15 protein-coding genes are annotated in these 17,186 nt (G+C 62.0%); 6 read left to right on the top strand and 9 right to left on the bottom strand.

Going from position 1 to position 17,186, the window contains the following annotated elements; all coding sequences use genetic code 11:
• Window positions 1-13: 13 nt before the first annotated feature.
• The gene (gene yfcF, locus HX815_RS10250; RefSeq protein WP_177028152.1) at window positions 14-646 is read right to left on the bottom strand and encodes a glutathione transferase; all 633 of its coding nucleotides are present in this window, start codon (window positions 644-646) and stop codon (window positions 14-16) included.
• A 171-nt stretch (window positions 647-817) separates the two neighbouring features.
• On the opposite strand from yfcF, the gene HX815_RS10245 reads away from it, so the two are divergent.
• Complete coding sequence (locus HX815_RS10245; protein ID WP_177028151.1) at window positions 818-2,248, top strand: hypothetical protein; 1,431 nt, start codon at window positions 818-820, stop codon at window positions 2,246-2,248.
• Here HX815_RS10245 and HX815_RS10240 read toward each other — a convergent pair.
• Entirely contained in the window at window positions 2,245-2,769 is a 525-nt protein-coding gene (locus tag HX815_RS10240) for a DUF924 family protein (protein ID WP_008435398.1), read from the bottom strand. The genes HX815_RS10245 and HX815_RS10240 overlap by 4 nt on opposite strands.
• Window positions 2,770-2,896: 127 nt before the next feature.
• On the opposite strand from HX815_RS10240, the gene HX815_RS10235 reads away from it, so the two are divergent.
• Window positions 2,897-3,955 carry a HoxN/HupN/NixA family nickel/cobalt transporter gene (locus HX815_RS10235; RefSeq protein ID WP_087692446.1) on the top strand — a complete coding sequence of 353 codons (1,059 nt, stop codon included), beginning with the start codon at window positions 2,897-2,899 and terminating at the stop codon, window positions 3,953-3,955.
• A gap of 186 nt (window positions 3,956-4,141) precedes the next feature.
• Here HX815_RS10235 and HX815_RS10230 read toward each other — a convergent pair whose 3' ends face one another.
• The 6 genes from HX815_RS10230 to HX815_RS10205 form a co-directional block, all read right to left on the bottom strand.
• Entirely contained in the window at window positions 4,142-6,583 is a 2,442-nt protein-coding gene (locus tag HX815_RS10230) for a TonB-dependent receptor (protein WP_177028150.1), read from the bottom strand.
• 88 nt (window positions 6,584-6,671) lie between these two features.
• Window positions 6,672-7,619, bottom strand: a complete 948-nt coding sequence (locus HX815_RS10225) for a FecR domain-containing protein (protein WP_177019939.1) — start codon at window positions 7,617-7,619, stop codon at window positions 6,672-6,674.
• Window positions 7,616-8,113 carry a sigma-70 family RNA polymerase sigma factor gene (locus HX815_RS10220; RefSeq protein WP_093210076.1) on the bottom strand — a complete coding sequence of 166 codons (498 nt, stop codon included), beginning with the start codon at window positions 8,111-8,113 and terminating at the stop codon, window positions 7,616-7,618. The genes HX815_RS10225 and HX815_RS10220 overlap by 4 nt, the downstream gene beginning before the upstream one ends.
• 247 nt (window positions 8,114-8,360) lie before the next feature.
• The gene (gene metE / locus HX815_RS10215) at window positions 8,361-10,649 is read right to left on the bottom strand and encodes a 5-methyltetrahydropteroyltriglutamate--homocysteine S-methyltransferase (RefSeq protein WP_177028149.1); all 2,289 of its coding nucleotides are present in this window, start codon (window positions 10,647-10,649) and stop codon (window positions 8,361-8,363) included.
• 388 nt (window positions 10,650-11,037) lie between these two features.
• Window positions 11,038-11,883, bottom strand: a complete 846-nt coding sequence (locus HX815_RS10210; RefSeq protein ID WP_256344163.1) for a LysR family transcriptional regulator — start codon at window positions 11,881-11,883, stop codon at window positions 11,038-11,040.
• Window positions 11,884-11,904: 21 nt separating this feature from the next.
• Entirely contained in the window at window positions 11,905-12,795 is an 891-nt protein-coding gene (locus tag HX815_RS10205; RefSeq protein WP_003210225.1) for a LysR substrate-binding domain-containing protein, read from the bottom strand.
• A gap of 117 nt (window positions 12,796-12,912) precedes the next feature.
• Here HX815_RS10205 and HX815_RS10200 point away from each other — a divergent pair, with 117 nt between their 5' ends.
• From HX815_RS10200 to HX815_RS10185, 4 genes are all read left to right on the top strand, one after another.
• On the top strand, window positions 12,913-14,214 hold the full coding sequence (locus HX815_RS10200; protein WP_177028148.1) for an FAD-binding oxidoreductase: 1,302 nt from the start codon (window positions 12,913-12,915) through the stop codon (window positions 14,212-14,214).
• Window positions 14,215-14,243: 29 nt separating this feature from the next.
• Entirely contained in the window at window positions 14,244-15,332 is a 1,089-nt protein-coding gene (locus HX815_RS10195; protein ID WP_177028147.1) for a polyamine ABC transporter substrate-binding protein, read from the top strand.
• 75 nt (window positions 15,333-15,407) lie between these two features.
• Window positions 15,408-15,800: a GFA family protein gene (locus HX815_RS10190; protein WP_003210231.1), complete on the top strand. Its 393-nt coding sequence runs from the start codon at window positions 15,408-15,410 to the stop codon at window positions 15,798-15,800.
• On the top strand, window positions 15,793-16,266 hold the full coding sequence (locus HX815_RS10185; protein ID WP_102605998.1) for a GNAT family N-acetyltransferase: 474 nt from the start codon (window positions 15,793-15,795) through the stop codon (window positions 16,264-16,266). The genes HX815_RS10190 and HX815_RS10185 overlap by 8 nt, the downstream gene beginning before the upstream one ends.
• A gap of 220 nt (window positions 16,267-16,486) precedes the next feature.
• Here the strand turns inward: HX815_RS10185 and HX815_RS10180 are convergent, their stop codons facing one another.
• Window positions 16,487-17,149: a DUF2268 domain-containing putative Zn-dependent protease gene (locus HX815_RS10180; RefSeq protein ID WP_177028146.1), complete on the bottom strand. Its 663-nt coding sequence runs from the start codon at window positions 17,147-17,149 to the stop codon at window positions 16,487-16,489.
• Window positions 17,150-17,186 lie beyond the last annotated feature (37 nt).

Genomic DNA, 17,186 nt, shown 5'->3' with positions numbered 1-17,186 from the left:
ATTAAGGAGGTGACTACAGCGACGGTCGTGCCTGCTTGACCCATTCCTGGACCGAAGGCCGTTGCCATTGGTGCTGGGCATACGCCACCAGGTTGGCGGGCACGCTGTCACCGTTGAGGATCAGCCGGTTGAGCATCACGGCCAGGTCCATGTCGGCAATCGACCACGCGCCGAACAGGTAGTCGCGACCGTCGGCCAACAGCGCCTGCGCCGCGTTGATCAGCGTGTGGGCCGCTGCTTCAGCAACCGGCGACAGCGGTTCGCCCTTGAGCCCGTAAAACACCACCAGGGTCGAGCGTTCCTGCCGAATCGGCATCAAGTCACTGCGCAACCACGCCTGCACCTGCCGCGCCCTCGCCCGCTGGCGGGGTTCGGCCGGGTACACCGGCACCTGCGGGAACACATCCTCCAGGTACTCGGTGATCGCCGACGACTCGGACAGCGCAAACTCACCCTGCACCAGGGTCGGTACGCGCCCCGTCAGCGACAAGTGCGTGTACGCGTCAGTCTGGTTCTCGGCCGTGTCGAGGTTCAACGTGAGCAGTTCAAATTCAAGGCCCTTTTCCCGCAGGGTCACAAACGCCGACATCGCGTAGGGACTGGTGAAATGGGCGTCAACGTACAGGCTCAGCGGGCGATGGTTCACGGCGACATCTCCTTGGTGGGAGCACCACACTACGAGATCGCGTCGCGCAAATGAAATGCGCGGTTTTTATGGGGGCATTCCTGGCTGGAATACCATCGATAATGGCAATACTATGGCCCCTTCAACCCCACCCGTAACGCCCCGAAAAGCGGATCAAGGAACGATCACTAGATGAAACAAGCGGTTGTCGTCATCCACGGAATCGGCGAGCAGCGCCCGATGGATACCCTGCGTGGCTTCGTCGAAGCGGCGATCCCGGCGGACACCCCCGAGGCGACGCCTTTCTACTGGAGCAAACCCGACCGGTTTTCGCGCAACTTCGATTTGCGCGTGTTGAAGTCGGCGGGTCGCAACACCACCGATTTCTACGAGTACTACTGGGCCCACAAGATGCAGGGCACCAAGGTCGGGCACCTGCTCAGTTGGCTATGGGACATTTTCAAGCGCCCGCGCCGGGATATCCCGACGGCCATCGTGCCGATCTGGCGCGCCACGCGCTGGGCCTTGCTGGCCCTGCTCGTGCTGCTGGTCAGCGGAACCCTGGCGACGCTGTATGGCCGATTCCCCCACAGCGACAACCCCTTCGCCCTGATCCCGGTGCTGCTGGCGGTGATCGGCCTGGCCCTGAAGTACTCGGCACTGTCATACCTTGGCGATGCCGCCCGCTACCTGAGCCCCAACCCGCAGAACGTGGTGGTGCGCGAACAGATCCGCGCCGATGGCGTCGACCTGCTGCGCGCCCTGCATGACAAGGGTGATTACGACCGCATCATCGTCGTCGGCCACAGTTTGGGCAGCGTGATTGCCTACGACATCGTCGGCTACCTGTGGCACGAGCATCACGATCAGTTACGCCCCGGCGGCCCGGAACTCGCCGCCCGCTACGCCAATCACGAGCGACTGCAACCGGTGGTCCAGGACACGCTGCCAAAGGCTGGAAACGCCCTCGACGGCCGCCTGCAAAGCCTCCTCAGGTTCCGCGAACAGCAAGCCGAAGCCTTTATCGAACAACGCAACCTCGGCAACCCGTGGCGCATCACCGACCTCGTCACCCTCGGCAGCCCGATGGCCCACGCCAGCCTGTTGCTGGGCCGCAGCGTGAGCGACTTCCAGCGCCGCATCGAACGCCGCGAAGCCCCCGCCTGCCCGCCGACGCACGACGATAAGGGCTACGGCTACAGCGGCCGGCTGCCCGTCACCGTGGGCGGTCGCCCATTTTCACCCCTGTACTTGCACCATGCTGCGGCCTTCGCCGTGACCCGTTGGACCAACCTCTACTTCCCCGCGCCCCTGGGTCTGTTTGGCGACATCGTCGGCGGCCCGGTCAGCCCGGTGATGGGCCCCGGCGTACTGGACCTGCCGGTCAGCGTGGGCAAATGGAAAGGCTGGCTCGCCAGGTCCTGGCTCAGCCACACCCATTACTGGAGCGAACGCGGCGGCGCCAAGGGCTACCTGAATAAACTGACCACCGATGACGCGGCGATTACCCAGGGCGAACGTCCGTCGGCGACTGAAGCGTTGCGCTGGGCGATTGATCTCAAGGGGGTGCGGCGTTTTCGCCAGGCGGGCGTCAGAGACTTAGTGGCTGAACCCGAGGCCTAGCCCGAAAAGCCACCGTCCTCCAGGAACGCCCGCTCCTCCTCTGTCGTGACCCTGGCCAACACCTCATTACGATGAGGAAAGCGCCCGAACCGCTCGATGATGCGGGCGTGCTCCTTGGCCCAGCGGTAGGTATTGGCATCAAGGTCCTTGTTCAGGGCCACCGACAGCTGTTGATCCCCGGGATCTTCAGAATGCTCGAAGGGCAAATAACAAAACGCCCGCAACGGGGTTTCGATCGACTTGTCCATCCCCGCCTCGACCATCTGCCGCGCGTACAAACGCGCCAGCGGGTCGGTGGCGAACATATGCGCCGTGCCACGGAAGGTATTGCGCGGGAACTGGTCCAGCAGTAACAGCAACGCCAGCGCGCCTTCCGGCGTTTGCATCCAGCTCTCCAGTTCGCGCCGGGCCGCCTGCAAATGCGTGGTGTAGAAAGCCTCGCGAAAACGCCGGTCAAACCCTTCATCCTTGGCAAACCAGAGCTTGGGCCCCGCCTGTTTCCAGAACTCAATAACCGCCATTGCTGCATTTTCGATCGTCGTCACAATCCTCTCCTCACTCACTCCACAAATTTCATCATCACTCTAAACAAAATCTATAAAGTTTCGGAACGTGTCTGAATGTTTCCAACGCACACAGGTAGTGTTGATGATCCTACGCCTTGCCCAGATTTTCAGTGACTCCAGCACCCAGGTTCGCGCCAAGCTGTTTGGTATCTACGGGTTGTTGATCGGCATTAACGTGGTCGCCTGGATCTGGGCGCTGGTGGCGTTCCATGAGCACCCGGTGTTGCTCGGCACCGCGCTCCTGGCCTACGGTTTCGGGCTGCGGCATGCGGTGGATGCCGACCATATCGCCGCCATCGACAACGTGACCCGCAAGCTGATGCAGGAAAAGAAACGTCCGGTGGCGGTGGGCTTCTTTTTCTCCCTGGGACATTCTTCGGTGGTGGTCCTGGCATCCATTGGCGTCGCGTTTGCGGCCTCGGTGATGCAGGCGCGGTTTGAAGGGTTCAAGGCCATCGGCGGGGTGATCGGCACGTCGGTCTCGGCCTCGTTTCTGTTGGTCATCGCCTTGATGAACCTGGTGATCCTGCACGCGATCTACAAGGCCTGGCGCCATGTGCGCCAGGGCGGTGCGTATGTGGAGGACGACTTCGACCTGCTGCTGGCGGACCGGGGTTTCATGGCGCGGATTTTCCGCCCGGTGTTTCGCCTGATCAGCCGCAGCTGGCACATGTACCCGTTGGGTTTCCTGTTCGGCCTGGGCTTTGATACGGCCACCGAGATCGGCCTGCTGGGGATTTCTGCGACCCAGGCCTCTCAAGGGCTGTCGCCGTGGGCGATCATGGTGTTCCCGCTGCTGTTCAGCGCCGGCATGTCCCTCGTGGACACGCTGGACGGCCACCTGATGCTGGGGGCATACGGCTGGGCGTACATGAAGCCGATCCGCAAGATCTACTACAACATGACCATCACCCTGGTATCGGTGGTGGTTGCGGTGGTGATCGGCAGTATCGAGGCGTTGGGGTTGATGGGTGACCAGTTGGACCTGAAGGGATCGTTCTGGAGTTTTATCGGCTCGCTGAACGACAGTTTCGGGATGCTGGGCTACATGATCATCGGGATCTTCGTGGCCAGTTGGGCGATCTCGGTGATGCTGTATCGCCTCAAGGGCTTTGACCGGATTGAAGTGAACGCGGGTTGACCGAGGGACATTCAGCCTTGTTGTGGCGAGGGAGCTTGCTCCCGCTGGGTCGCGAAGCGGCCCCAATAAGGCAATCGAGAGCCACCTGAAAGAACACCGTGTCCTTTTTTTGGGGCTGCTTCGCAGCCCAGCGGGAGCAAGCTCCCTCGCCACGGGTTGTTCATCACCTGATAGGTTTTCGCAGGTTCAGAAATCCACCGTCGCCGACAATTTCACTGTCCGCGGCTCACCCTGGGTCAGGTAGTTATTGGCCGTCGACGCCGACGACCAGTACGCCTTGTTCGCTACGTTTTCGACGTTGGCGCGCAGGGTGATGTATTTGTCATCCGCCTTGAAGCCATAACGCGCCCCCAGGTCGACGCGGGTCCAGGCCGGGATGCTCAGGCTGTTGGCGGCGTTGACGTATTCGCCACCGGTGCGCAGCATCCGTGCGCTGACCGCCGCACCCTGGATGCCCGGCACATCCCAATCCGCACCGACGTTGTACTGGAAGCGCGGCACACCCGCGGCGCGGTTGCCGTCGGTGGCACCGTTGGAAGTGCTCTTCTGTTCGGTGTCCATCCAGGTGGCGCCGGCCAGCAGGCGCAGGCCGTCGATGGGCTCGCCGAACACGTTGAGTTCCACGCCTTTGTTGATCTGTTCACCGTCGACAGTGAAGGTGTCGAACTTCTGGCCCGGGAACCGGGTGGTCGCGTTGTTCGGCTGTTCGATGCGGTACACACCCAGCGTGGCGCCATAGTTTTCCCAGTCCAGCTTCACCCCGGCTTCCGTCTGCTTGCTGCGCTTGGGCGGGAAGACTTCGCCGGGGTTGGTCACGTTCGTGAGTGGCGCCGTCGGGCCCTGGGCCAGGCCTTCGATACGGTTGGCGTAGAACGATACGTGCTCCCATGGCTTGATCACCAGGCCATAGACCGGTGTGGTGATGGACTCGGAGTACGGTGTACCCCGTGCCCCCGTGGCCGTGTTCCAACTGTCCACCTCGATGGTCTGGCGCCGCACGCCCAGGGTCAACAGCACCCGATCATCCAAAAAGCCCAGGGTGTCGGACACCGCCGCACTCTTGATGCGGTTCTTGCCGACAACCCGCGGGTCGTGAATATCACTGCCGAAATAGGTGTTGGTAGGTCGCGGCGTTTGCGTCGGGTCGTACAGGTTGCCGGGCTGGCGGTTGGCTTGCAGGATCGCCTCGTAGGACGAGCGCTGCTCGCCCCAGATCCCCGACAGCCCGAAGTTCATCTGATGGGTCACCGGCCCCGTCGCAAAGTGCCCGTTCAAGCCGGCCATGGCGCTTTTGTTGTCTTCGTCATGGGGTGAATAGAGGAAGCCCACCTTGGCGCTGCCATCGTTGGCGACATACAGCGACGAATACTGGCCGTTCTCCCGAGTGTGCTTGGCGCCACCTGCCGCGTAGGCCGTCCAGTTATCGTTCAAGTCATATTCGGCGTTGACCATGCCGTAGGTGTCTTCCAGCTGCGACCAGCTCCAGTCCTGGGCGTAGTTGTCCTTGGCCGACGGCGGGCTGGGCACTTTGGTGCCGGTCAGGTAGACCACCGAGCGGCCGTTATTGATGCGTTCTTTCTGGTAGCCAAAATCGGTGGAGACCCGCAAACGATCGCCGCGATAATCCAGGGCAACGGCGATCAACTGCGAACTTTTGTTTTCGTCATCCACGGCGGTTTCGCCGCCGTGCCGGGCCAGGTTGACCCGGGCGCCAAAGCGGTTGTCTTCGCCAAAGCGTTGGCCGAGGTCGATGTGGCCGCCGGCCTGGCTGTCGCTGGCGTAATCGAGGGTGACGCTGCGGGTGGGCGTGTCTTCAGCGCGCTTGGGCACCAGGTTGACGCTGCCGCCGATCCCGCTGCCCGAGGGCGAGACGCCGTTGACGAAGGCATTCGGGCCCTTGAACAACTCCACCCGTTCCAGGGCTTCGGTAGTGATGATCTGCCGGGGCAGCACGCCGTACAGGCCGTTGAATGCGATGTCATCGGTGCTCAGCGGCAGCCCGCGAATGGTGAACACCTGGGAGAAGTTGCCAAACCCGGACGACTGGCGCACCGACGCGTCGTTGAGCAATACGTCGCCGACGGTTCGCGCTTGTTGGTCGGCGATGGTTTTCGAGGTGTAGCTGACCACGCTGAATGGCACGTCGTTGATGGACCGATTGCCCAACACGCCCAGGCGTGCAGAACGTGCCACCTGGCCACCGGCATACGTGTCTGCCTGCGCCCCGCTCGCTTCACCGCTGATGGTGGTGGCGCCCAACTCCAACGCACCGCCGTTGGCCTGGGGCACCACGGTATAACCGTTGGTGCCGGTGCCTTGCAGGGTGTAGCCGCTGCCTTGCAGCAACTGGGCAAAACCCGATTGTGCGCTGTAGCTGCCTTGCAGCCCCGGGCTTTGTTGATCGTTGAGCAACGTGGAATCGAACGACAACGGCACCCCGGACAACGCCGCAAACTGCGCCAGCACATTCCCCAGCGGCCCCGCCGCGATGTTATAGCTGCGCGCCGCACTGCTTGGCGCAGCGTCTTCTGCCTGGGCGTTCTGCAACGGTGCGACGGCGGCAAGGGCGACCGCCAGGCTCAGTGCCTTCAACGGACGGGGGCAATACGGGAGCGGTCTGGCGGTCATGGGCATTCCTGTCGGCGCGGAGCAATGTTGAGGGTTCTCCCCTACACCGGGCGACAACGAAAAAGGTATCAGCGAAAGTTGAAAAAGATCAGCGCGGCTCGACCGTCACCCAATACCCCGTCAGGCTGCTGACCTTGACCGGCAAGGTTTCCTGCAACAGGTGCAGGCTGGCATCGGTGTCGCGCAGGGGAAACGCACCCGACACCGTGAGGTCGGCAACCGAGGCATGGCAGCGCAATACGCCGGCGCGATAACGCCCCAGCTCATCCAGCAGGTCCGCCAGGCGCATATGCTGGGCCAGCAGCATGCCGTTCTCCCAGGTCAGGGTGCTGACGTCCAGCGGCTCGACGGCGGCTACCCGGTCAACACTGAAGGCGCCCTGCTCGCCCGCCTTGACGATCACCCCCTGGCCGGCATGCGCCGCCAGCAACTCCACCGCGCCTTCGGTCACGGCCACTCGGCTTGCCTGCTCACCCACCCGCACGCTGAATCGGGTGCCCAAGGCCCTGGCGGTACCGTGGCGGGTCTGGACGATGAACGGGCGATGGGCCGAATCCTTGGCGGTGGTGATCAGCACTTCGCCCTTGAGCAGCTCGATACGCCGCACCTGCTCGGAGAACGCGATATTCAGCGAGCTGCCGGTGTTGATCAGCAAGCGAGTGCCGTCGGGCAAAGTGAGGTTCCTTTGTTCGCCGATGGCCGTGTGCTGGTCGGCGGTCCACTGCTGCCACGGCACCTGCCGATACGCCAGCCAGGCCGCCGGGCCGGCCGCCAGCAACAACCCGAGCGCCTGGCGTCGGCCGAGGGATTTTTTGCGCCCGATGCGCTTCAAGGTATCGCCGGCAATCGCCGCCGGCACGCTGTTGAAGTCCCCCAGAATCGCCTGCGCCCGTTGCCAGGCCTGGGCATGCTGGGCGCTGCGGCCCTGCCATTGGGCGATGGCGCGGCGGTCCTCATCGGTGGCGCTGCCGGACTGCAACTGCACCATCCAGTCGGCGGCTTCACCGAGGATCAGCGGATCAATCGACTGGCTCATGCCACGCTCAGGCAGGCCAGGAAGGCATCGCGCATGTAGCGTTTGACCGAAATCAGCGACACACCCAGGGCATCGGCAATCTGCTGATAGGTCAGGCCGTCGATCTGCGACATCAGGAAGGCCTGGCGGGTTTTTTCCGGCAGATCCCGCAGCATCGCCTCAATGCGGTACAGCGCTTCGAGGATCAGCCAGCGGGTTTCCGGCGAAGGTACATGCTGTTCGGGCAGGTGGGCGATGGTTTCCAGGTAGGCGCGTTCCACTTCCTGGCGGCGCCAGCTGTCGATCATCAGGCCCTTGGCGATATGGGTCAGCAACGCCCGTGGTTCGGCGCCCAGGTGGGTGCTGGTTTGCCGGGTGAGCAGGCGCATGAACGTGTCATGGGCCAGGTCGGCGGCATCGCTGGCGTTGCCCAGCTTGCGGTCCAGCCAACGGTGCAACCATCCATGGTGTTCGCAGTACAGGTCCTGGATATGCAGATTGAGGGGAGACGACATGCCGATCACCGGGGCGCGCCGGGCGGTGGGGCCCAAGCGTAATTAAGAATTGATCGCATTCTAGTCTGCGCGGGGTAATGCTGGCAATTTCATGATTTTGATAACGCCGGTGACCCAATGTGGGAGCGGGCTTGCTCGCGAATGCGGTGGGTCAGTCGACATCTCCAGCGGCTGATACTCCGTATTCGCGAGCAAGCCCGCTCCCACATTTTTGAGCTTCACCCGGCGTATGATTCCGGGTGTTGGATCAGGCCAGTTCGGCCCGCAATTGACGCGCCGCAGTCACCATGTGAATCAGTGCCGCTTCCGTCTCCGGCCAGCCACGGGTTTTCAGGCCGCAATCCGGGTTGACCCACAGGCGTTCGGCCGGGATGCGTTTGGCTGCCTTGCGCAGCAGGTTGGCCATTTCCGAGGCATCCGGCACCCGTGGCGAGTGGATGTCGTACACACCAGGGCCAATGTCGTTCGGGTAGGCGAAGGCTTCGAATGCCTCCAGCAGCTCCATGTCCGAGCGCGAGGTTTCGATGGTGATCACGTCGGCATCCATCGCCGCGATAGACTCGATCACATCGTTGAATTCGCTGTAGCACATGTGGGTGTGGATCTGGGTTTCGTCGCGCACACCGGAGGCGCACAGGCGGAAGACTTCGGTGGCCCAGTCCAGGTATTCCTTCCACTGCGCCTGGCGCAACGGCAAGCCTTCGCGGAACGCGGCTTCGTCGATCTGCACGATCTTGATCCCGGCGGCTTCCAGGTCCACCACTTCGTCACGAATCGCCAGGGCGAGTTGCCGCGCCTGTTCTTCGCGGCTCACGTCTTCACGGGGGAACGACCACATCAGCATGGTCACCGGGCCGGTCAGCATGCCCTTCATCACCTTGTTGGTGAGGCCCTGGGCGTAGCGGATCCACTCCACGGTCATGGCTTTCGGACGACTCAGGTCACCGAAAATCACCGCCGGTTTCACACAACGGGAACCGTAGCTCTGCACCCAGCCGAAGCGGGTAAATACATAACCGTCCAACTGTTCGGCGAAGTATTCGACCATGTCGTTACGCTCGGCTTCACCATGCACCAGCACGTCCAGGCCAAGGTTTTCCTGCACTTCGACAGCGTGGCGGATCTCGCTGTGCATGGCTTCGACGTATTCGGCTTCGCTCAACTTGCCGGCCTTGTAGGACTGGCGAGCCAGGCGGATCGAAGCGGTTTGCGGGAACGAACCGATGGTGGTGGTCGGGAACAGCGGCAGGTTCAGGCCGGCACGCTGTTTCTCGATACGTTGGGCAAACAGCGAGTCACGCTGGCTGTCCTTGGCGGTGATCGCCGCCACACGGGCTTGCACCGCCGGCTTGTGGATACGCGGCGAAGCGGCACGGGCCGCCTGCACGGCACGGCTGTCGGCCAGGGCAGCGATCACGTTCGGCGCTTCAGGCTGGTTCACGGCCTGGGCCAGCACCGCCACTTCTTCGCACTTCTGTACGGCAAACGCCAGCCAGCTTTTCAGCTCGGCATCCAGCTTGTCTTCACGGCCCAGGTCTACCGGGCTGTGCAGCAACGAGCAGGATGGCGCCACCCACAGGCGATCGCCCAGGCGCTCATGAGCATGCTGCAAGGTGGCCAGGGCTTTTTCCAGGTCGCAGCGCCATACGTTACGGCCGTTGACCACGCCCAGGGACAGCACCTTATAAGCCGGCAGGCGATCGAGGATGGTCGGGTACTGATCCGGTGCACGCACCAGGTCGATGTGCAGGCCGTCCACCGGCAGGTTGGCTGCCAGGCCGAGGTTCTCTTCCAGGCCGCCAAAATAGGTGGCCACCAGCTTCTTCAGCGGGTCGCGCTGGATCAGGTTATAGGCACGCTCGAAGGCGTTTTTCCAATCCTGCGGCAGGTCCAGCACCAGGATCGGCTCGTCGATCTGCACCCACTCCACGCCCAGGTCCGCCAGGCGCTGGAAGATCTGGCCGTACAGCGGCAGGAGGCGGTCCAGCAGGTCGAGTTTGTCGAAATCACCACCCTTGGCCTTGCCCAGCCACAGGTAGGTCAGCGGGCCGATGACCACTGGCTTGACGGTGTGGCCGAGGTCACGGGCTTCCTTGACCTCTTCGAACAGTTGCTCCCAACCCAGCTGGAATTGCTGGTCGGCGCTGAATTCAGGGACCAGGTAGTGATAGTTGGTGTCGAACCACTTGGTCATTTCCTGGGCGTGGGCACCGCCGCAGCAGTTGTCACTGACGCCACGGGCCATGCCGAACAGGGTGTGCAGGGTGGCTTTGCCGTCGGCCGGGCGGAAACGCTCGGGGATCACACCGAACATCAGCGAGTGAGTCAGTACCTGGTCGTACCAGGCGAAGTCACCGGCGGGCAACAGTTCGATGCCGGCTTTCTTTTGCAGGTCCCAGTGCGTCTTGCGCAGTTCACGACCTACGGCGCGCAGGCCGGCTTCGTCGAGCTCGCCCTTCCAAAACGCTTCCTGCGCTTTTTTCAGTTCACGATCGCGACCAATGCGCGGGAATCCAAGGGAATGGGCAACAGCCATGACGTAAAGCTCCAATGTGTTTGTATGGGAGCCATTGTCGGGATCGAGTGATAGTGAGACAAACTCATTTTATTTGAGATGATCACAAGTTCCACTCATGATGAAATGCACCGCCCAGGCTTGAGTGATCGCGCGGCGCTCATGCTCCACGCGCGCGGGAGTGGGTGGGCCTTCGTTTTGCTTATCACTGAAATAGCTGGCGGCGTCTGTTTCGGTGCTCGGCCGCTCAGCATACTTTTGCTTCCCAAGCCCCAAGGAAGCCCCCACATGGAACAGCAGCCGCCACTGACCACCCTCCTCGTTCACTTCGTAGCCCTTGGGCTCACACTCCTCGGCATCGGCAGCCTGGCGCTGCTGATGGCTTGGGCCGGGCGCCTGATTTTCTAGTTCAATCGGCGGGAATATCGGCGCTCAACGTGCGGATCAACGCTTGCGCCTGAGAGTCCCGCTGCGCCGTATACAGCACCACTTCACGACTGGGCAGCGGCGGCAGGTCGAAACGCTGCTCCACGTCGACGCAGCCACCGGGCGCCATCCGCCCCACCATCGCACCGATGCCAATCCCCGCCACCACAGCAGCGCCGATCGCCAGGATCCCGCTGCCCACAAACGCCTCTTCCCAGGCACGGTTCTGCTCGGCCAGCGCCGCCATCACCATGCTGCGCATGCCGCAGGGTTCCGGCTGGATCGCCAGGGGCAACGCCCCGCCCTGGCGCAATTCGAAGTCGTGGGAAGCCATCCAGCCAAAGCGTTCGATGCCCACCACTTCGCCGTCCTGGCGACGGTTGTCGTGCCGCAGGATCATCGCCACATCCAGCTTGCCCTGCTCGTAGTTCATCAACATATCCCGCGAGGTGCCGAGGCTGAACGCCACGATCACGTCCGGGTCGGTGGTCGCCAAACGTCGCAGCCACAGGCTGAGATCGGCGCCGACAATGTGGTGGCTGACGCCCACGCGCAAGGTGCGTTTCTGCGGGCCAAAACAATTCATCGCATCCTGGTAGTTGTCCAGCAAGCGGCGGGCGCTGGCCAAAAACATCTGGCCATGGGCCGACAGCGTGACCCGTCGCGGCGTGCGCTCCAGCAGCTTGCGGCCAAGGCTTTCTTCGAGGCGTTTTATCTTCAGGCTGATAGCCGCCTGGGTGCCGCCGATGGCATCGGCAGCGCGGGTAAAGCTCTTGAGTTCGGCGACCAGGACGAACGCCTGGATGGCGTCGATATCGGGCATTTTCATGGATGGGCTGGCGATAGAGAGTCAAGACGTGACGTTAGCATGCCGCGCCTGCTGACCAAACCACTGCATGATGAGCACGCAGCCTGGGTGTGACGCCGCCGATGACTGCAAGCACAATGCATACACCCCGCCGGTCACCAGCGGCTGACCAAACGGCACCACCAACACACCCCGTTCGATCGACTCGGCCGCCAGCGTCAGATCCGTCATCGCCACCCCAAGCCCGCGCGCGGCGGCATCCAGCGCCAATTCGTCAAGGTTGAACGGGATATGCCGGTAGTCGTCCAGCGACCGCGCGCCATTGGCCGCCAGCCAGGTCATCCAGTCCTGCTTGTCGGCTGAACGATGCAGCAGCGCAAAGTGTTCGAGCTGTTCCACGGAAGCCAGTGGCCCCAAACCCGGCGCGCAGACCGGCACCAATGATTCGTGGAACAAGGTCAGCCGCGCAGGATCGTTGTCGGGCTTGGGCAGGTAAAGGATGTAGGCATCGCTGTCACTCGCCGGCTCGACCACCTCGGTGGCGACGGTCTCGATTGCCAGGGAAATATCGGGATGGTTGCGATAGAAATCGCTGAGCTTGGGCAGCAGCCAGCGCACCGCCAGCGACACATGCAGGCGGATGCGAAACGGACGTTTACGAGGCGAGAGCCGATCCTCCAGCCCCTTCAGTTGCGCCAGGATGCTCCGGGCACTGGCCAGCACCTGCTCACCTTCGGAGGTCAGGCGCAGGCTGCGGCTGGTCCGGGTGAACATCGGCACGCCGAAATGGCTTTCCAGTTGCTGGATTTTGCGGCTCACCGCGCTTTGGGTCAGGCACAGCTTCTGCGCAGCCACGGTGAAGCTCGCGCAGTCGCTGACTTCAACCAACGCCTGAAGGCCCTGCAGCGAAGGCACGTGACGGATGTTATCCATGCGTTTTCCGAATGGCTGGATGATTTTATAACGTTGGTTGTATCACCGCAGGCCCTATAGATTCCAGCTGCAGCCCGAACTTATTTATGCCAACAACGCATACAGCCGAGGATCTTCATGGAAAACACATGTGGCTGGATTGCCCAGACTGAAAGCCTCCCCGCCCGGGACCGACTCACCGGCCTACAAAAAGCCGACTGGCTGGTGATCGGCGCCGGCATCACCGGTTTGTGTGCGGCGCACAACCTGGCCGAGATGCACCCCGAGGCGCGCATCGTGATCGTCGACCGCCAGCGCGCCGCCCAAGGTGCCTCAGCGCGTAATTCCGGTTTTGTGGTGGCCCATGAGCATCCCGCTGCAAGTGAACTGATGGGCAACGCAGGCTTCGCTGACTTTGAGGTGGACACCGCGATCTCCCGCGCAGCCAGCGATGAAGTGCGCGAGCGCATCGCCCGCCATGCCATCGACTGCGACTTTCGGGACAGCGGCTACTACTTCGCCGTGCACGATCGCGACAAGCTTGCGCATGTGGATGCCAAGTTGGCGACCTTGCGTGCCGCGGGTGCTTCAGCGCAGTTCCTGCAAGGTGCCGCACTCGCGCAGACACTCGGCACCGAGCATTACCAGGCCGCCATCTGGTGCGGCCACGGCAACGCCTTGCTGCAACCGGCGAAGTATGTGAAGGGTTTGCTCGAAGCGCTGCCGGACAACGTGACGCTTTATGAGAACACCGACATCACCGGCCTTGAGCGCATGGCCAATGGCGGCATTCGCGCCAACGGCCTGGACGCCTGCATTGAAGCCGGCCAGGTGCTGGTGTGCCTCAACGCCTTTATTCCACGGGTGGGCCTTGAGGCCAGTGCGACGTTCCCGATGGAACTCAGCGCCAGCCTCACCCGCCCTCTCAGCGATGAGGAATACCGCCGGATCGGCGCAGTGGAACCGTGGGGCGTGCTGTCCACGCGGCCACTGGGTGCCACGGTGCGCCTGACACCGGACCATCGGGTGATGATCCGCAACACAGCGGAGTACCGCACCCGGGACTTGTCCAACGGCGACCTGTTGCACCGGCGCCAACACCATGTAAAGGGCATGCAGCGACGCTTCCCGTGGCTGACCGAACAAGACATCCACTACACCTGGACCGGCCACTTGAGCGCCTCCCGCAGCGGTCAACCGTATTTCGCGCGGGTCGAAAGCAACCTGTATGCCGTCGCGGGCTGCAACGGTTCAGGCGTGGCCCGCGGCACGCTGTGGGGTCGACTGCTGGCCGAGTGGGCGTCGGGCCAGACTTCCTCGCTCCTGCACTCTGTGATGCACAGGGCACAGCCCGGCTGGCTGCCACCCCGGCCGCTGTTCGGCATCGGTGCCATGCTGCGTATGGGCGTGGAAACGGTTCGAGCACGGACAGAAATCTAGAACAAGAAACCTCGATAAAGGTGATTCACATGCACATCAACAGTCTGTCCCTGGCGGTCATCCTCAGCGCGCTCCCGGCGGCTGTGTACGCCGCCGAAGAAGTGAACATTTCCAACTGGAACGGCTACATCGCCGATGACACCTTGACCAGTTTTACCAAAGCGACCGGGATCAAGGCGACCTACGACATTCACGACAGCAATGAAGTGCTGGAATCCAAGCTGATGACCGGCAATACCGGTTATGACGTGGTGAGCCCGTCCAACCACTTCCTCTCGCGGCTGATCAAGGCCGGGGCGATCCAGAAGCTCGACCGAAGCCAACTGCCCAACTGGAAAAACCTCGACCCGTTGCTGATGAAAAAGCTGGAGACCAACGACCCGAGCAACCAGTACGGCTTCCCGTATATGTGGGGCACGGCGGGGATTGGCTACAACGTCGAGAAGATCAAGGCGATCTTCGGCACCACCGACGTCACCCATTCCTGGAGCCTGTTCTTTGATGAAAACAACATCAAGAAACTCAGCGCCTGCGGCGTGGCGATTATCGACAACCCCACGCAGATCCTGCCGATCACCCTCAACTACCTGGGCCTGCCGCACCACAGCCACGAACCGGCCGACTACAAAAAGGCCGAGCAGGCGCTGTTGAAAATCCGCCCCTACATCCAGTACTTCCATGCCTCCAAGTACATCAGCGACCTGGCGAACGGCAATATCTGCGCAGTGATCGGCTTTAACGGCGACGTGGTACAGGCTGCCGCCAGCGCCAGGGAAGCGAAAAACGGTATCAGCATCGCCTACTCGATCCCGGACGAAGGCTCGACATTGTGGCTGGACATGGTGGTGATGCCCAAGGGTGCACCGCACGAGAAAAACGGCTATGCCTATATGAATTACCTGCTGGAGCCCAAGGTGATTGCCAACATTAGCAACAGCATCCACTACGCCAACCCCAACAGCGCGGCGGATGAGCTGGTGACCCCTGAGGTGAAGCAAGACCTGGCGATCTACCCGCCGAAAAGCGTGATGGACAAGCTGTTTATCGTGGAGGATCTGCCGCCAGCGATTGCGCGGCTGGCCACTCGGTTGTGGACCAAGTTGAAGACCAATACGTGATACCGAAAACCGGACTTGCTCAAGGCTCATGGGAGAGCGGTATAGTCACTCCATTGAGCTTGGGATTGAATCAACATGGAAGGACTTCACCAGGGTAGCTGCCTGTGCGGCGCGGTCAGCTACCGAGTATCGACACCGCTGAAAGCTGTGACGCATTGCCACTGCAAAAAATGCCAAAAGAGTCATGGCTCCGCCTTCGCGACATACGCGAGTGCTCCGAAATCGTCGGTGCACATCGAGTCTTCGCTGCAAACGCTCAAGGCTTATGAATCTTCCGAGGGTGTGTTTCGTGAGTTTTGCTCACGCTGCGGCTCGTCGATGTTCTGGTCCGATATCAATGGTGTTTACCCAGACTGGGTCTCGATAGCAATCGCTACACTCGATACGCCGCTCTTGCCTGGCAAGCAGGAGCACTCCTGCGTTGACTCCAAGGCCGCTTGGCTGGATCTGGAGAATCGCAGTGGCTGAATCAGAGGACGGTTTGTCGATACGCACCCTCTCGGCGTTGCCCGAAGAGATCCTGGTATTGGAAGCAGAAGCCGTCGCCGAAGGATTCAGGTTTCTCACGCGACTCGTTGCAGAGTGGTCCAGCGGCGCCAACCGTTTTGACCAGCCAGGCGAATGTCTTTTGGGTGTATTCAGCAACGGGCAGTTGATCGCCGTTGGCGGTTTGTCCCATGACCCTTACGCCGGTCCGGAGGTTGGCAGGCTGCGCCGGGTGTACGTCGCACGGGCATCAAGGGGACGCCAGGTGGGCAAAGCGTTGGTGGGCCAGCTTTTGGCACGCGCGGCGCAATCCTTCCATGTCGTGCGCCTGTCTACCGACACCCACGAGGGCGCAAGCTTTTATCTGCGCTGCGGGTTTGAGCCGGTACAGGACGAACATGCAACTCACGCTAAATCATTAATTGATCAGGAGGCTTCATGCAGGTGATCAACGACAACCGGCCTGAATACGTTCGGGGGGAGATGACGGTTTGATGTCAGTGTGGGTGCGTTTTTGTCATGTGGGAGCTGTCGAGCTTTAGCGAGGCTGCGATAGCGGTGTGTCAGGCAGCTTATTTTATCGGCTGTGCCGCCGCCTTCGCAGCCTCGCTGAGGCTCGACAGCTCCCACAGGGGATAGGGGTTGTTTGGTGGGCTTGTGTTTCAAAGTCAGGCCACCAACCCCGCTTTGGCGGCATTGGCGAGTATGTCTTGGGCGGGTACATTGACCCATGTGGCGGCGTCCACGTCGCCCTGTTTTGCCAGCCAGGCCTCCACCATCTGGTAGCCCAGCGTGTATCCCAGCCATCTTGGCCGCGCGCCGGTACCAAAGAACCATTCACTGTGGTCGTAATACGTGGCCTCGAGAAGCTGGCGGTCTACCGGGGCACTCAGCAGTTCCTGGGGGGCAAGCGCCCGCTCCCACAACTCCGGCTCACTGCCCAGCACCTGCCGCACAAACTGCCCGGCCAGGCCCTCACTGACCATCGCCTCCCCCAGCGTCCAGCCATAACCGGGGCCCGCCATGCGCAGGCAATGGTGCACCTCATGCACCACGTGTCGACGCAATGCACCGCTTTGCAGGCTGGTGAGGAAATTCGGGTTATCGGGATCAAGGGTCATGCTGAACATCGTGCTGCGATAAGCACGGCCCACCAGGCCGAGTTCCGGAAGGGTCTCCCCCGGCAACCGCTGGATCAGGATGTCCAGCCGCGGCGGCGGCAGCAGTTGCGCGATTGCCTCGTAGGCAACCTCAAACTCTCGGATCAACTCCGGGCGAAACTGCGCCAGGCTCCCCGAAGCTTCCAGCCAATGCAGCGTCCATGCGTCCATTCTCACCTCTCGTCGCCCAAGCCGTGGTCCGTTATCA

Origin of the sequence: Pseudomonas sp. E6002 (assembly GCF_013385565.1) — a bacterium.
GTDB lineage: Bacteria > Pseudomonadota > Gammaproteobacteria > Pseudomonadales > Pseudomonadaceae > Aquipseudomonas.
The sequence above is the reverse complement of the archived record's forward strand: the minus strand, read 5'-3'. Positions and strand labels throughout refer to the sequence as shown.

Coding starts and splice junctions, on each gene's coding strand:
- HX815_RS10210 (WP_256344163.1), bottom strand. CDS start 11,883: ATGAAAATGCCCGATATCGACGCCATCCAGGCGTTCGTCCTGGTCGCC.
- HX815_RS10180 (WP_177028146.1), bottom strand. CDS start 17,149: ATGGACGCATGGACGCTGCATTGGCTGGAAGCTTCGGGGAGCCTGGCG.
- HX815_RS10245 (WP_177028151.1), top strand. CDS start 818: ATGAAACAAGCGGTTGTCGTCATCCACGGAATCGGCGAGCAGCGCCCG.
- HX815_RS10205 (WP_003210225.1), bottom strand. CDS start 12,795: ATGGATAACATCCGTCACGTGCCTTCGCTGCAGGGCCTTCAGGCGTTG.
- HX815_RS10230 (WP_177028150.1), bottom strand. CDS start 6,583: ATGACCGCCAGACCGCTCCCGTATTGCCCCCGTCCGTTGAAGGCACTG.
- HX815_RS10220 (WP_093210076.1), bottom strand. CDS start 8,113: ATGTCGTCTCCCCTCAATCTGCATATCCAGGACCTGTACTGCGAACAC.
- HX815_RS10195 (WP_177028147.1), top strand. CDS start 14,244: ATGCACATCAACAGTCTGTCCCTGGCGGTCATCCTCAGCGCGCTCCCG.
- HX815_RS10190 (WP_003210231.1), top strand. CDS start 15,408: ATGGAAGGACTTCACCAGGGTAGCTGCCTGTGCGGCGCGGTCAGCTAC.
- HX815_RS10235 (WP_087692446.1), top strand. CDS start 2,897: ATGATCCTACGCCTTGCCCAGATTTTCAGTGACTCCAGCACCCAGGTT.
- HX815_RS10225 (WP_177019939.1), bottom strand. CDS start 7,619: ATGAGCCAGTCGATTGATCCGCTGATCCTCGGTGAAGCCGCCGACTGG.
- HX815_RS10200 (WP_177028148.1), top strand. CDS start 12,913: ATGGAAAACACATGTGGCTGGATTGCCCAGACTGAAAGCCTCCCCGCC.
- metE (WP_177028149.1), bottom strand. CDS start 10,649: ATGGCTGTTGCCCATTCCCTTGGATTCCCGCGCATTGGTCGCGATCGT.
- HX815_RS10240 (WP_008435398.1), bottom strand. CDS start 2,769: ATGGCGGTTATTGAGTTCTGGAAACAGGCGGGGCCCAAGCTCTGGTTT.